Consider the following 14,577-nt stretch of genomic DNA (forward strand, 5'->3'; position numbering starts at 1 on the left):
ATGACCGACCTTACCCGACTTGGCGTGAAAGCGATCCGCGACGGCGTGCGCGCGGGCGATTTCAGCGCGCGCGAAGTGGCGGAAGCCTTCAACGCCGCAGTCGCCGACGCGGCCGAATTGAACGCCTTCATCGTCACCACGCCCGACCACGCGCTCGCCGCGGCGGACGCAGTCGACCAGGCGCGCGCCGCCGGGAACGAACTCGGCCCCATGGCGGGCGTGCCGATCGGGATGAAGGACCTTTTCGCCACACGCGGGGTCCAGACCAGCGCGGCGAGCCACATCCTCGAAGGCTTTGCGCCCGAATATGAAAGCACCGTCAGCCAGAACCTCTGGCGCGCGGGCGCGGGGATGCTGGGCAAGCTCAATCTCGACCAGTTCGCGATGGGTTCGTCGAACGAGACGAGCCATTTCGGCAATGTCGCTTCGCCCTGGCGCAAGGCGGGGTCGAACGCCGCGATGAGCCCGGGTGGCTCTTCGGGCGGTTCGTCGAGCGCAGTCGCCGCGCGCATCGCGCCGGCTGCCACCGGGACCGACACCGGCGGTTCGATCCGTCAGCCCGCCGCCTTCACCGGCATCTGCGGGATCAAGCCGACCTATGGCCGCTGCAGCCGCTGGGGCGTCGTCGCCTTCGCGTCCAGCCTCGACCAGGCAGGCCCGATGGCGCGCAGCGTCGAGGACTGCGCGATCATGCTGGGCGCGATGGCGGGTTTCGATCCCAAGGATGCGACCAGCCTCGACATGCCCGTGCCCGATTGGGAAGCCGCGCTGTCCTCTGACCTGCGCGGCAAGCGCGTGGGCATCCCGAAGGAATACCGGATGGAGGGGACCGACCAGTCGATCCTCGACAGCTGGGAACAGGGCAAGGGATGGCTGAAGGACGCAGGCGCCGAAATCGTCGACGTCTCGCTGCCGCACACCAAATACGCCCTGCCCGCCTATTACATCATCGCGCCGGCCGAAGCCTCGTCCAACCTCGCGCGCTATGACGGCGTGCGCTACGGCCTGCGCGAACTGCCGGACCCCGGCTCGGGGGCCGGGACAAGCGGCTCGGCCCTGCAGGACATGTATGCCGAAACGCGCGAAGCGGGCTTCGGCGACGAGGTCAAGCGGCGGATATTGATCGGCACCTACGTGCTGTCGGCGGGTTTCTACGATGCCTATTACAACCAGGCGCAGAAGGTCCGCACTCTCGTATCGCGCGATTTCGAGCGCGCCTTCGAGGCTTGCGACATGATCCTCGCGCCCACCACGCCGACCGCGAGCTTTCCGCTGGGTTCGATGAACGAGGACCCGCTGACGATGTACCTCAACGACGTATTCGCGGTCCCGGCGAGCCTTGCGGGGCTTCCGGCGATGAGCGTGCCCGCCGGGCTCAACCCCGACGGCCTGCCGCTGGGCCTGCAACTGGTCGGGCGGCCGTTCGAGGAACAGGCGGTGCTCGATGCGGGCCTCGCGATCGAACAGCGCGCGGGCTTCACCGCAGCGCCGGAGAAATGGTGGTGAGCGACGAACTCGCGCTTACCCTTGCCGGGATCGGCATACTTCTCGCCGTGCCGCTGACCTTCATGGTCGCCAACTGGGTGCGCAGACACGTCGATCATGGCGAAGCGCGGTTCAATACCAAAAATTCGAGCGAAAGAGAGAAGAATGGGGATTAGCGCTATGATCGATCCATTGATGGTGGGGTCGAGCAATTTCGACATAACTTTATAGTAGCCAAAATCGCGAAGCTGTGCGAGCATCTGAGCCTTTGTTTTTGCTGCGCTGGAGGTGAAATGAAAAAGGCGGTTTATCGTGTGCGAGATAGCTTCGGAGCCTATTTGAATTGGCCGTTGAATCAAGAAATCGCCCTAGGCGATGTAGGTTATTGGTATAACAAGCGTGCAAAGTTCGAGCGTCGTACCACCCTTAGTGAGCTCGGGATCGATGTAGCCAACCCCGCTGCTCAACTAAGAATGGATGAAATGCTCTCGGATAAATCCGATTGCGAATTTGACGCTGGTGCTGGTACTCCATTGTGCACGGCGAGGTTTGTGTTTGGAAACAGCTATTCTTTCGTTGCTCAGTCAAAAGGTTCGGCTGTCCTAGCGCTGTCGCTGGACTCACTCCAATCCAAACTGCGTTCAGCCATCGATAATGGGCTAGATTGGGACCGGCACTGGGTTATAGTAACTCGGCTTTGGCAAGCGGACCATTTCTCAATGCTAATTGCGGGTGCCCGACGAGCGGAAGGGGTTATTTCGGCCCAATCCGCTGAAGCACTTCCGTCGTTTAATATTGCAGATCCAAGCCTCAAGGTGGGCATCTCCGTTAGCAAAAATCTTAGCTACAACGGGGTCGCAGAGAGGGGCCTGACCCCCTTCTTTGATATGCACAAACTAATTTTTGACCCCTATCGCGCGAGCTACCTAAGGCTATACGGGCAACATGATCGAGCGTACAATTGACGACCGCATCCAGGGCGCAACGGGCGAATGGGAGGTCGTGATCGGCCTCGAGGTCCATGCGCAGGTTACCAGCAACGCCAAGCTGTTCTCCGGCGCCTCGACCGCTTTCGGGGCGGAGCCGAACACGCAGGTCTCGCTGATCGACGCGGCCATGCCCGGGATGCTCCCGGTGCCGAACCGCGAATGCATCCGGCAGGCGGTGCGCACCGGCATGGCGATCGAGGCGGAGATCCACAGGTGGAGCCGGTTCGACCGCAAGAACTATTTCTACGCCGACCTGCCGCAGGGCTACCAGATCAGCCAGCTCTACCACCCGCTGGTGGGTGAGGGGCAACTGCTGATCGAGGCGGACGAGAAGGCGGGGATACCGGAAGACAAGGTCATCGGCATCGAACGCATCCATGTCGAACAGGACGCGGGCAAGCTGATGCACGACCAGCACCCGACCATGTCCTATGTCGACCTCAACCGCTGCGGCGTCGCGCTGATGGAGATCGTCTCGCGCCCCGACATGCGCTCGCCCGCCGAGGCAGGGGCATATGTGCGCAAGCTGCGCAGCATCCTGCGCTATGTCGGGAGCTGCGACGGGAACATGGAAGAAGGCTCGATGCGCGCCGACGTCAACGTCTCCGTGCGCCGTCCGGGCGAGGAATTCGGCACGCGGACCGAGACGAAGAACGTCAATTCGGTGCGCTTCGTCATGCAGGTCATCGAATACGAGGCGAACCGCCAGGTCGACGTGATCGAGGGCGGCGGCACTGTGACACAGGAAACGCGCCTGTTCGACCCCGGCACCGGCATGACGCGCACGATGCGCAGCAAGGAAGACGCGCACGATTATCGCTACTTCCCCGACCCCGACCTGCTGCCGCTGGAGCTCGACGACAGCTTCCTCGAGGAATGCCGCGCTTCGCTCCCCGAACTGCCGGACGCCAAGCGCCGCCGTTACGAGGAAGAGCTCGGCCTCACCCCCTACAATGCGCGCGAACTGACCGCCGAGGTCGAGACCTTCGCCCGCTTCGAAACCCTGCTCGCCGCCACCGCTGCCAGGATCGGCAAGTCCGAAGCCAAGGTGGCAACGCAGGTCGCCAACTGGGCGCTCTCGGTCGCGCCGGGCGTTGCCAAGGGGCTGGGCGAGGAAGCCGACACGTCCAACGCCACCGCCGAGCGCCAGGCCGCCATCCTCGCCATGCAGGACAAGGGCGAGATTTCCGGCGGTCAGGCCAAGGAGATATTCGAGATCGTCCTCAAGGAAGGCGGCGAGCCCGAGAAAATCGCCGACGAACGCGGGCTCAAGCAGGTCTCCGACACCGGCGCGATCGAGGCCGCCATCGACGAAATCCTCGCCAATAACGAAGACAAGGTCGAACAATATCGCGGCGGCAAGGACAAGCTGTTCGGCTTCTTCGTCGGCCAGACGATGAAGGCCATGGAGGGCAAGGCGAACCCGGCGGTCGTCAACCAGATCCTCAAGGACAAGCTCGGCTGAGCCGTCCGGCGAATTCACCCAAGAGAGAGAACCCAGACATGACCCGCAAGCTTTGTGCCGCCGCGCTTCTCGCATCGGCCAGCCTCACCCCGCTGTCCGCCCCCCTAGCCGCCAAGGAAGGCATGTTCACCCCCGACCAGTTGCAGGAAATCGCCGGCCAGCTCGAAGAGGCGGGGCTCGAGATCGAGGCGGAGGAACTCGCCGATCTCACCGGCTTTCCGATGGGCGCGGTCGTGTCGCTGGGCGGGTGCTCGGCTAGTTTCGTCTCGCCCACCGGGCTCGTTGTCACCAACCATCACTGCGCGCGCGGGTCGGTGCAGTACAATTCGACCGCCGAGAACAACTATCTCGAAAACGGCTTCCTCGCGAACGCGCTGGCCGAGGAACTGCCCGCCGCGCCCGGATCGCGCATCTACGTCACGACGCAGGTGACCGATGTCACCGACCGGATGCGTGAGGGCGCCGGGGGCATGGAGCCTTTCGAACGCTACGAGCTCGTCCAGCAGCGCCGCAAGGACATCACCGCCGAATGCGAACAGGATGCGGGCTACCGCTGCCAGGTCGCGAGCTTCTATGGCGGGGCGGAATACAAGCTGATCAAGCGGCTCGAAGTGCGCGACGTGCGGCTCGTCTATGCGCCCGCCGACTCCATCGGCAAGTACGGCGGCGACATCGACAACTGGATGTGGCCGCGCCACACCGGCGATTTCGCCTTCTACCGCGCCTATGTCGCGCCCGACGGATCGGCGGCGGACTTCGCCGAGGAGAACGTCCCCTATGAGCCCGAACATCACCTCAAGGTGAGCGCGGCGGGCCTCGAGGAAGGCGATTTCGTCATGGCTGCGGGCTATCCCGGCTCGACCAGCCGATATACCCTGATGGCCGAGGTCGAAAACACTTTCGGCTGGACCTATCCGACCTTCCAGAGCCTGCTGACCGACTGGATCGCGACCATCGAAGAGGCCGCGCCCGAAGGCACCGATGCGCGGGTGAAATACGAGTCGCGCCTAGCCGGGCTCAACAATTTCGAGAAAAACCTGCGCGGCCAGATCGAGGGCGCGCGCCGCGTCGGCCTCGTCGAGCGGCGGCGGACACGCGAGGAGGCGCTCGCGGCGTGGATCGCAGCGGACCCCGCGCGCGCGGATTATGGCGACGCGATTGCCGAACTCGCCGACCTTTCCGAGGAAAGCGCGCAGGCGAGCCGGACGAATTTCTGGTACAACAACGCCACGCGCCCCGCGCTGCTGGGCGTGGCCGAGCGTCTCTATCGCCTCTCGAAAGAGCGGCAAAAGGACAACGCCCTGCGCGAACCCGGCTACCAGGAGCGCGACATGGGTTTCTTCAGGCAGGGCCTCCAGGCGCTCGACCGGCGCTTCGACCCGGCTGTGGACAAGGCCGAGTGGGAACTGTTCCTGACCGGCTACCTCGCCCAGCCCGCCGACGAACGCGTCGCGGTGCTCGACGAGGCGCTGGGTATCACCGCCGACACCTCCCCGGCCGACCTGCCCGCGCTGCTCGACAGGTTCTATGCCGAAACCGCGCTGGGCGATGCCGAAACGCGCCTTGCGCTGATGGAAGCGACGCCGGAGGATCTGGAGGCCTCGGACGATCCCTTCATCGCGCTCGCGGTCGCGCTCTACGATTACGGTTTCGAGCTCGAGACAGAGGCCAAGACCCGCGTGGGCCGCGCGCTCGCGCTGCGCCCTGCCTACATGGAAGCGATCACCGCCTGGCAGCGCGAAAGCGGGGTGCTGACCTATCCCGATGCCAACTCGACCCTGCGTGTCACCTATGGCGAGGTGATGGGCGGGTCGCCCAAGGACGGGATGGCCTATTATCCCTTCACCACGCTCGAAGGCATCACAGAGAAGGATACCGGCGAGGATCCTTTCAACGCGCCGCAGGACCTTTTGAACACGATTGAGGCGCGCGATTACGGGCCCTACGGGCTGGAGAGCATCGGGTCGGTCCCGGTCAATTTCCTCTCGGACCTGGACAGCACGGGCGGCAATTCCGGCTCGGCCACGCTCAACGCGCGCGCCGAACTGGTCGGCCTGCTGTTCGACGGGACTTTCGAGAGCGTGAATTCGGACTGGGATTTCGACCCGCGCACGACCCGCACGATCCATGTCGACACGCGCTGCATGCTGTGGGTGATGGACAAGGTCGACGGAGCCGAACGGCTGCTCGAGGAAATGGACATCGTTCGGTGATCGAACGGGGCAAGAACGTGCGCTGATAAAAGCGGGGGCGGGCCGCGAACTCGGCCCGCGCCCGCTTGCAAGCCGCGCCGCTTTCCTTGAGACAGCGTCTCATGGAATCCCACATGCACATCCCCTTCCTGCGCGAGGCGCTGGTCTTCCTCGTCGCGGCGGGGCTGATCGTGCCGGTCCTGCAGCGTTACCTGAGCCCGGTGCTCGGCTATTTCCTCGTCGGCAGCCTGATCGGCCCTTACGGCCTCGGCCTGCTTGCACAGCAGTGGGAGCCGGTCGGCTGGTTCGTCATCACCGACCTCGACGGGGTCACGGCGCTGGGCGAGCTGGGCGTCATCTTCCTGCTTTTCGTAATCGGGCTCGAACTGTCCTTCGAGCGGTTGTGGACCATGCGGCGGCTGGTCTTCGGGCTCGGCAGCGCGCAGATACTCGTCACCGGCGCGGTGATCGCCGGGATCGCCTTCGCCTTCGGCAATGCGCTCTCCACCGCGATCATCCTGGGTGCGTGCCTTGCCCTGTCCTCCACCGCGATCGTAACGGCGCTGCTGGTCGAGGGCGGCCGGCTCGGCACGACCGGGGGGCGCGCGACTTTCTCGATCCTCCTGATGCAGGACCTTGCCGTGGTCCCGATCCTGTTCGCGGTCAGCGTGCTCGGTTCGCTGGCGGTGGAGAACGCCGCCCTTGGATTCGGCATGGCGCTGGGCGAGGCTGCGCTGACCATCGCCGTGATCTACGCGGTGGGCAGGTTTTCGCTCAGCCCGCTGCTGCGCCTCGTCGCGCGGGCCGACAGCCGCGAGAGCTTCGTTGCGATCAGCCTGCTGGTCGCGGTCGGGACGGCGGCGGTGACGGGCTATGTCGGGCTGTCGATGGCGCTGGGCGCGTTCCTTGCCGGACTACTCATCGCCGAGACCGAGTTCCGTCACCAGGTCAAGGTCGATATCGAGCCGTTCAAGGGGCTGATGCTGGGCCTGTTCTTCCTCTCGGTCGGCATGGGGATCGACTGGCGGGTTGTGCTCGACGAGCCGCTGCTGATCCTGTCCTCCGCGCTCGGCCTCATTCTGCTCAAGGTTGCGATCAATTTCGTCCTCTGCCTCGCCTGGCGCCTGCCGCGCCACCGCGCGGGAGAGGTGGCGATCATGCTCGGCCAGGCGGGCGAATTCGGCTTTCTGGTGGTCGGCCTGTCTGTCACGGTCGGGCTGCTGGCGCAGGATATCGCGCAGTTCATGCTGATCGTGGTCGGCCTGACCATGCTCGCGACCCCGGGGCTCGACTGGCTCGCGCGGGCTGCCTCGCGCTGGCTCGAGCCGGTCGAGGGTCTCACCGAGGACGAACGTGACCTGATCGACGACGAGATCGAGGGCCATGTCATCATCGCCGGATTCGGACGGGTGGGAGAAATGATCGCCGCCGTGCTCGACCGGCAGGATATCCGCTATCTCGCGATCGAAAACGATCCGGGTCTTGCCCGCGCCGCGCAGCAGGCGGGCCGCCCGGTGCGCCTCGGCGATGCGGCGCGGCTCGACGTGCTGCGCGAAAGCGCGCTCGACCGGGCAAGCGCGCTCGTTATCACGATCGGTGACGAGGCCGCCACCGAGGCGCTCGCCCACGAGGTCCGCCGCCATGCGCCGGGCCTGCCGGTTTTCGCCCGCGCGCGCGATGCGGGCCATGCCGACAGGCTGGTCGAATGCGGGGCGAGCTTCGCCGTGCCCGAAACGGTCGAGGGCTCGCTGCGCCTTGCCGAAGTGCTGCTGCGCGATTTCGGGATCGACGAGACGGTGATCGAACGGCGCATCGCGCTCGAACGGCAGGGCGAGGATGCCTGAGGCGCAGGAGGAGGGAGTTCGGAGCCATGTATGACAATGTGGTGGTGGCGATCGATCTTGGCGACGAGGCGGGCAGCCGCATGCTGATGCGCCGTGCGGGCGAGATCGCGCGCGAGGGCGGCGCGCGGCTGACGCTGGTGCATGTCCGGCCGGATCTGCCCCATTCCTATGCCCGCGCCCTGCCCGAAGGGTGGGATCTCGAACAGCAGGAGGAGGCCGAACGCGCGCTCGAAGGGCTCGCTGCGGCGCATGGCTGCGGGGAAAGCCTGGTCGGCGTGTTCGCGCCCGTCGGCAGCACCGCGCGCGAGGTCACCGCGCTCGCCCGCAGGCTGGATGCCGACGCGATCCTCGTCGGCGCACACCGCATGGGCCTTGCGCGGATGGTGCTGGGCACCCAGACCGCCGCGATCACTCGCGATGCGCCGTGCGACGTGGTGGTGGTGCGCGCGGAGGAATCCACAGGCTGAAGGGATATGCCCGCCGCGAGAATTCGGCGCCTCGCCGCTCCCGCGAAGCTCCCAGCGCTCCTCCGAAAAAAAAGCCGCCGAAGCGTTGCGCTCCGGCGGCCTTTTCCCGTCCTTCCAAAGTAAGGCTCTCAGCCCTCCTTTTCGGCCGTCAGCGGCATCGCGCCGAACGCGCCGGCATTGACCGTCCCGGTCATCTGGTCGCCGTCGACCGTCGCTTCGCATTCGAGCGTCATCGGCATGGGCACCGTCATGTTCATCTTCCAGGTCAGCGTGTTGCCGTCGATCTTGCCTTCCTCGACGTCCATCTGGCCCATGCCGCCGGCCATCGTGCCGGTGAAACTGTTGCCGTCATCGCCGGGGACGACGGTGAGCGTGCCGGTCTGGTCGCCCATCGGGCTCTTCACGAGGGTCTTGTAGGTACCTGCAACGGACATTCCTGGTCTCCTTGGCTTGATGCGGAGACCCTTTTCGTCCCCGTCATGTGTATCGCAAATGTGTCTCGAACTGGCTGGCCCACCCGGCCTTGCTCGCTCGGGCTTTTCCTTGCACGGCGCGCGGCCGCGTTCAACCGGAAACGGGCGTGAGAGAGGCACGAAACGGGCGCGGGATGGGCTGATGACGGCCCTTCCCCGCGCCCTGATTCGCAAGCGAGGCGAGCGTGCCGTAGCGTCAGCCGCCGGCCGCCTCGCTGCCTTCCATGGGGCGGACCTCGACCGGCAGGCCGAGCTGTTCAAGCTGCGGCTTCACCTTGGAGGCATCGCCGACCACGATCCACACGAAGTCCTCGACATCAAGCGCCGCGCGCGCCGCCGCGTCGAGGCTTTCGGGGGTCTGCGCCTCGTACTTGCCGACGAGTCCTTCGTAGTAATCGTCCGGACGGCCATAGAGCGTAAGCGACCGCATCGCACCGAGCACCGCGCGGCTCGTTTCGAACCGGCCCGGCAGCGCGCCCACTTCGGAGGCGACATTGCGGGTCAGCTCTTCCTCGGTCACGCCATTGGTGGTCAGGAATTCGCTCGTCTCGCGGATCATCTCGGCGATCGAATCCCCGGTGCGGTCGGCCTGCACGCCGCCGCCCATGAAATAGACCACCGCGTTCTCGCGCGCCTGCGGCCCGCCGCGCACGCCATAGCTCCAGCCCTTCGTCTCGCGCAGGTTCATGTTGAGCCGGGCGAGGAAGTTGCCGCCCAGTGAATTGTTGGCGTTGGTGAAATCGACCCAGTTCTCATCGCTCGCATCGAGATCGGTGCGCTGTGCGGCGTAGATCACGCTCTGCGGCGAATTGGGCCGGTCGATAAGGACGATCCGATTGCCCGTAACCTCGGCTTCGGCAAGGCTCGCGAAGTCCTTTTCGCCCTTCGCCACCGCAGGCGCGGTCCAGTCGCCAAAGGCGCTGTTGAGCGCCGCGACGATCTCGGCCAGTGGCTTGTCCGAAACGACGAAGACCTCGCCGTTGTCGGGCCGGATCCAGCGGTCCTTGAAAGCGAGCATGTCGTCGCGGGTGATGCTCTCGACGCTCTCGATCGTGGTGACGCCGCCATAGGGCGTGTCGGTCCCGAACAGCTCGATCCCGAGCGCGCGGCGGGCGAGGCCCTGCGGCGATTTCATCTGCGAGCGGATGCCGGTCACGGTCTGCGACTTGAGCCGCGCGATGTCCTTCTCGTTGAAGGCGGGTTCGCGGATCACCTGGCTGAACAGTTCGAGCGAGGGCGCAAGATTGGCCGACAGCGCCGACAGGGTGAAGGTCGAACGATCGTCGCCCCCGCCGGTCGAGATCGAGACGCCGAGCCGTTCGCGCGTTTCGGCGATTTCCTGCGCGGTCAGCTGCTCGGTCCCTTCGTCGAACAGGCCGAGCGTGAGGTTTTCAAGGCCGCGCATATCGGCCGGGTCCGCCGCGCTGCCCGCGTTGAAGCTCATGGTGACATAGGTCGCCGGGACCACGTCGCGCTGCGCGTAGGTCAGCTGCATCCCGTTCGCCAGCGTCGTGCGCTGAAGCTCGGGGAAGTCGAGCGAGGCGATCGTATCGATTGGCGGGGCCGGGCGCTCCTTGGAGACGGTGATCTCCTCGGCTGCGCGGTCGCGCTCGCTGGCGTTCTCCTCGTCCGCCGCGACGCTTGCGGCTTCCTCGTACTGTTCCTCGCGCTCGCCAGGTTCGAGCACCAGCGTGAAGGCGGGGCGGGTCAGCCACTTCGCCATCGCCGCCTTGACCTCGGCGGGGGTCAGGGTGGCGAGCGTCTCGAACTGCTTCGCGTAGAATTCGGGCGTGCCTGCGAGCACTTCGCCGCGCGCCAGCGTCACCGCCTTGCCGCCGAAGCCGCCGACCTGTTCCAATCCGCGGATCGTGCCGGCAAGCTGGCTGGTCGCCGCGCGGCGGACCTCGTCCTCGGTCGGGCCGGTCTCGATATACCAGTCGATCAGCTGCTTCAGCCGCGCTTCGAGCTGGGCGAGCGGCACGCCGTCCTTGAGCGTCGCGCTGACATTGAGCAGGCCGACCCGCTGGAAGTCGTAATTGCCCGCACCGACCCCGACCGCGAGCTGTTCGTCGCGCACGAGGATCTCGTCGAGCCGCGAGGAGGCGAGCCCGCCGAGGATGCGCGTGCCGACGTCGAGCGCGGTCAGTTCCTCGCTCGTGATGCCGGGCGCGGGCCAGTAGATCGAGACCGAGGTCGCCGCGACCTGGTCCTTCATCACCTTGCGTACGTCCTTTTCGAGCGTCGGCACGTCGGCGGCGGCGGGGATGTTGTCCGGGCCGCGGTCGATGTCGCCGAACCACTTTTCGACGAGCGGGCGCGCTTCGGCGGCGGACACGTCGCCCGCCAGCACGAGCGTCGCGTTGTTCGGCCCGTAATTGTCGATGAACCAGCTGCGGACATCTTCCATCGAGGCCGCGTCGAGGTCGGCCATCGAGCCGATCACCGAGTGCTGGTAGGGGTGGCCTTCGGGAAAGATCGTCTCGAGGATCTCGTAGAAAACGAGCCCGCCCGGCTGGTTGTCGCCCTGGCGCTTTTCGTTCTGGACGACACCGCGCTGGTTATCGAGCTTTTCCTGCGTGACCGCGCCGAGGAGGTATCCCATGCGGTCGGATTCGAGCCACAGCGCGCGTTCGAGCGCGGGGCGCGGCACGGTCTGGAAATAGTTGGTGCGGTCGAAATTGGTCGTGCCGTTGTAATCGGTCGCGCCCATTTCCTGGAGGTACTGGAAATAATCGTTGGGCGCGTTTTCCGAGCCGTTGAACATCAGGTGTTCGAACAGGTGGGCGAAACCGGTCTTGCCTTCGGGCTCGTCCTTGGAGCCGACATTGTACCACACAGCAACCCCGACGATCGGGGCCTTGCGGTCCTCGTGGACGATCACGGTGAGCCCGTTGTCGAGCTGGAACTCTTCATAGGGAATGGCGACCTGATCGACGAGCGATTCAAGGTCGGCGCCCGCTTCGATTTTCGGCGCTTCGATTTTCGGCGCTTCGATCTCGGGCGCGTCCTGCGCGGCCAGGGGCGTTGCCGGCGCTGTCGCGGCAAGGGCGAGCGCCGCGCCCAGAGCGAGCGGGCTGGCGGCGAAAAAAGTCGATTTCATGGATGAATGCTCCCCGAAAGCATGATTGCAGGGGCGTAAGCCTACAGCCGCGCCGCCCGCGATCAAGCGTTCGGACAGTGCGTTCGACGGAGCGCCCGCTTCACTCGACCAATGCGTAGCGCCGCGTTCTCACGGCGCGTTGGTGACGGTTTGACGGCTCTTGGCGTGGGCGAGCACGTCCTCGCGCCAGAAATGCACGGGCTTGAGCCGTTTCGCCGCGTACAGCTCCATCTGGTCGGTATGGTGCGGGCTGTCCGGCCGGGTCGTCGCCGCGCCGAAGGGCTGGATCGAACGCGAGCGGACCTTGCCCCCGTCCGCGGGCCATTCGGCCCACTGGATGAAGCTGTCGCCGTGGACGAGGGAAAGCCGTCCGTCCGCGTCGACCTCCCACGTGGTCGAAGCCTTGAGCGTGTCCGAACCGCCGTCCAATGGCAGGTCCGCGTCGCCCTGGCGCAGGCGCAGCAGCTCGCTCATCGGCGGGTCGATGCGGCCGAAATGTTCTTTCAGATGCGCCACATGTTCGGCCAGCTTCTCGCCCGTATCGGGCCATTCGGCTTTGTTCTGGTATTCCGCCGACATCCAGTCGCGGATCATCAGCAGGGCGAGCGCATCGGCGGCGCCTTCATTGTCGGCGGTGAAGTCCCAGCCGAGCAGCAGGTCGCGCGCCTGTGCCAATTCGCCCTCGGCTTCCAGCCGCTCGAGCGAGTCCCACAGCACCGCGACGTAATTCGCGCGCTCATAGGTCATGTCGTACTTGATCCGCTCCAGCGCTGCGCGGTCGAGCAGTTCGGCCTCGGAAAGCAGCTTGTAGGCGCGGCGCGAGCGATTGGTCTGCTTGCGTTCGATCCCGAGCACGGGGGAGAAATCCTCCGGCGACAGGTCGCTGCCTTCGCCCGCAGCGGTGAAGGGTTCGTTGTTCGCGTTGTAGATCCACCCGCTGTCCGGGTTCACCAGTTTGGGGATCTCGGAATAATCGACCGCGCCGTCCCAGATCAGGTCCGACCGGTCGCCCGGCAGCACGCCGCGCCAGTTCGCGCGCACGTCTTCCGGCCGGTCGGGGATCGCGGCGTTGTAGACATAGGCGATATTGCCCCGTTCGTCGGCATATATGAAATTGGTCGAGGGGATCGCCATGCGGGCGAGCTGTTCCTGCCATTCGGCCAGCGTGGTCGCCTTGTTGAGGCGATAATAGACGTCGAGCTGGTCGATCCGGCCGATCCCGCCATAGCGGATGGCGAAGGCTTCCTGCGCGCCATCCGCTCCCTCGCGCATGATGACCGGGCCGTGGACGGAGCGATGAACCGCGCGGCGGATCGGCAGGACGACGGGCCCCATGCGGACCGGGAGCGTGACCCATTCCGTCTCCAGATCCCGCCATTCCCCGTCGAGGCGGTAGGCGGTCGCGTCCTCGTTCAGCACGAGTTCGTAGACATCGACCATGTCGGGCCGGTTGACCGTGTTGGTCCAGCCCAGATGCTCGTTATGGCCGAGGAAGGGGAAGGGCGAACCGGGGAAATTCGCGCCCGTGAAATGCCAGCCTTCCTCGCTTTCGACGCTGAATTCGTACCACGCGACCCCGCCGCGCAGGGGCTGGTGCGAATTGGAGATGAGCGTGGTTGGCCCGCCGGATTTCTCCGGCGCGACCGCAAAGGCGTTGGAGCCGAGCAATCCCGCGTCCTCTCCCAGCGGCAGGACAGGCCGCGCGCGCCGGGCGACGTCTTCGGGTTCGGCCTCTTCGCCGGGGGCGCTCGCGGGCATGGTCGGCGAAACTTCGCGGGGGAATCCGGGAATGTCGGGCCCGAACTCACGCCTGAGCGGCTTGCCCGACACCAGCGGTTCGATCACGTTGCCGAGGCCGAAGAAGAACGGCTGGCGCAGCGCGAAACCGGCGGCGACGTCCTCGCCGTTCACCGGGAAGAGATTGCCGAGCTTGACTTCGTCCGGGTTCGCCTCGGCGAACTGGTTGAGCCCGCTCGCATAGGCTTCGAACAGGGCGCGGGTGTCCTCGGGCAGTTTCGGATATTCACGTTCGGCCGTGCCGCGGGCATCGAGCAGGTGGTAGATGTAATCGAACTGCGCGCCGTCCTCGCCCGCAATCGCGCCGTAGCGGCCCTTGGCCATGGCGACGACGTCCTGCAGCGTGGCGAAATCGTCCTGCGCGTGAGCGACCGCGACGCCGAAAGCGACATCGGCATCGGTCTTCCCCAAAATATGCGGCACGCCGTATTCGTCGCGCACGATCTCGGCGGTGTAGACGCGCTCGGGCGGGGCCACCGTCTCGCGGGCGAAGAAAGGTTCCCACGTCGCCAGCACGACGAAGGCGAGGACGATGATCGCGGCGAGCGCAAGCCCGCCTCTTTTCAGCCACTTCATGTGCGCTTCCCGAAGCCTTGAGACCGTTTGGCGGGTCAATGCGGGCGGGGGGCGTTGGGGTCAAGGGAAAGAGGTCTTGCCGAGCGCGCCGGGCGAACCCACCTACTGGCCTAACACACCGGGCGCGGCTGCTCATGGGATCGGCGGGGATGCGCAAAACCGGGAGGACGGCACTTGTGTTGCACAAAT

The 14,577-nt window shown here is 65.7% G+C and carries 10 protein-coding genes; 7 read left to right on the plus strand and 3 right to left on the minus strand.

Annotation, left to right across the window (positions count from 1 at the left end; translation table 11 throughout):
- The 7 genes from gatA (at position 1) to RIB52_RS14260 (ending at position 8,442) form a co-directional block, all read left to right on the plus strand.
- Positions 1-1,506: an Asp-tRNA(Asn)/Glu-tRNA(Gln) amidotransferase subunit GatA gene (gene gatA / locus RIB52_RS14230; RefSeq protein WP_350176688.1), complete on the plus strand. Its 1,506-nt coding sequence runs from the start codon at positions 1-3 to the stop codon at positions 1,504-1,506.
- Positions 1,497-1,661, plus strand: a complete 165-nt coding sequence (locus RIB52_RS14235) for a glutamyl-tRNA amidotransferase (RefSeq protein WP_350176690.1) — start codon at positions 1,497-1,499, stop codon at positions 1,659-1,661. Before gatA ends, RIB52_RS14235 begins: the two co-directional genes overlap by 10 nt.
- 117 nt (positions 1,662-1,778) lie before the next feature.
- Complete coding sequence (locus tag RIB52_RS14240; RefSeq protein WP_350176692.1) at positions 1,779-2,450, plus strand: hypothetical protein; 672 nt, start codon at positions 1,779-1,781, stop codon at positions 2,448-2,450.
- On the plus strand, positions 2,431-3,939 hold the full coding sequence (gene gatB, locus RIB52_RS14245; protein ID WP_350176694.1) for an Asp-tRNA(Asn)/Glu-tRNA(Gln) amidotransferase subunit GatB: 1,509 nt from the start codon (positions 2,431-2,433) through the stop codon (positions 3,937-3,939). The genes RIB52_RS14240 and gatB overlap by 20 nt, the downstream gene beginning before the upstream one ends.
- Before the next feature lie 38 nt (positions 3,940-3,977).
- Positions 3,978-6,152, plus strand: a complete 2,175-nt coding sequence (locus tag RIB52_RS14250; RefSeq protein ID WP_350176696.1) for a S46 family peptidase — start codon at positions 3,978-3,980, stop codon at positions 6,150-6,152.
- 101 nt (positions 6,153-6,253) lie between these two features.
- Positions 6,254-7,975: a cation:proton antiporter domain-containing protein gene (locus RIB52_RS14255; protein ID WP_350176698.1), complete on the plus strand. Its 1,722-nt coding sequence runs from the start codon at positions 6,254-6,256 to the stop codon at positions 7,973-7,975.
- Between the two features lie 26 nt (positions 7,976-8,001).
- A complete protein-coding gene (locus RIB52_RS14260) occupies positions 8,002-8,442 on the plus strand; it encodes a universal stress protein (protein WP_350176700.1) in 441 nt (146 codons plus the stop codon).
- A 128-nt stretch (positions 8,443-8,570) separates the two neighbouring features.
- On the opposite strand, the gene RIB52_RS14265 is transcribed toward RIB52_RS14260, so the two are convergent.
- The 3 genes from RIB52_RS14265 to RIB52_RS14275 form a co-directional block, all read right to left on the minus strand.
- Positions 8,571-8,876, minus strand: a complete 306-nt coding sequence (locus RIB52_RS14265; RefSeq protein WP_350176702.1) for a hypothetical protein — start codon at positions 8,874-8,876, stop codon at positions 8,571-8,573.
- Between the two features lie 235 nt (positions 8,877-9,111).
- Complete coding sequence (locus tag RIB52_RS14270; RefSeq protein ID WP_350176704.1) at positions 9,112-12,015, minus strand: M16 family metallopeptidase; 2,904 nt, start codon at positions 12,013-12,015, stop codon at positions 9,112-9,114.
- Between the two features lie 129 nt (positions 12,016-12,144).
- Positions 12,145-14,388: an acylase gene (locus tag RIB52_RS14275; protein ID WP_350176706.1), complete on the minus strand. Its 2,244-nt coding sequence runs from the start codon at positions 14,386-14,388 to the stop codon at positions 12,145-12,147.
- Positions 14,389-14,577: the final 189 nt, after the last annotated feature.

Origin of the sequence: Erythrobacter sp. (genome assembly GCF_040217515.1) — a bacterium.
Classification (GTDB): Bacteria; Pseudomonadota; Alphaproteobacteria; order Sphingomonadales; family Sphingomonadaceae; genus Erythrobacter.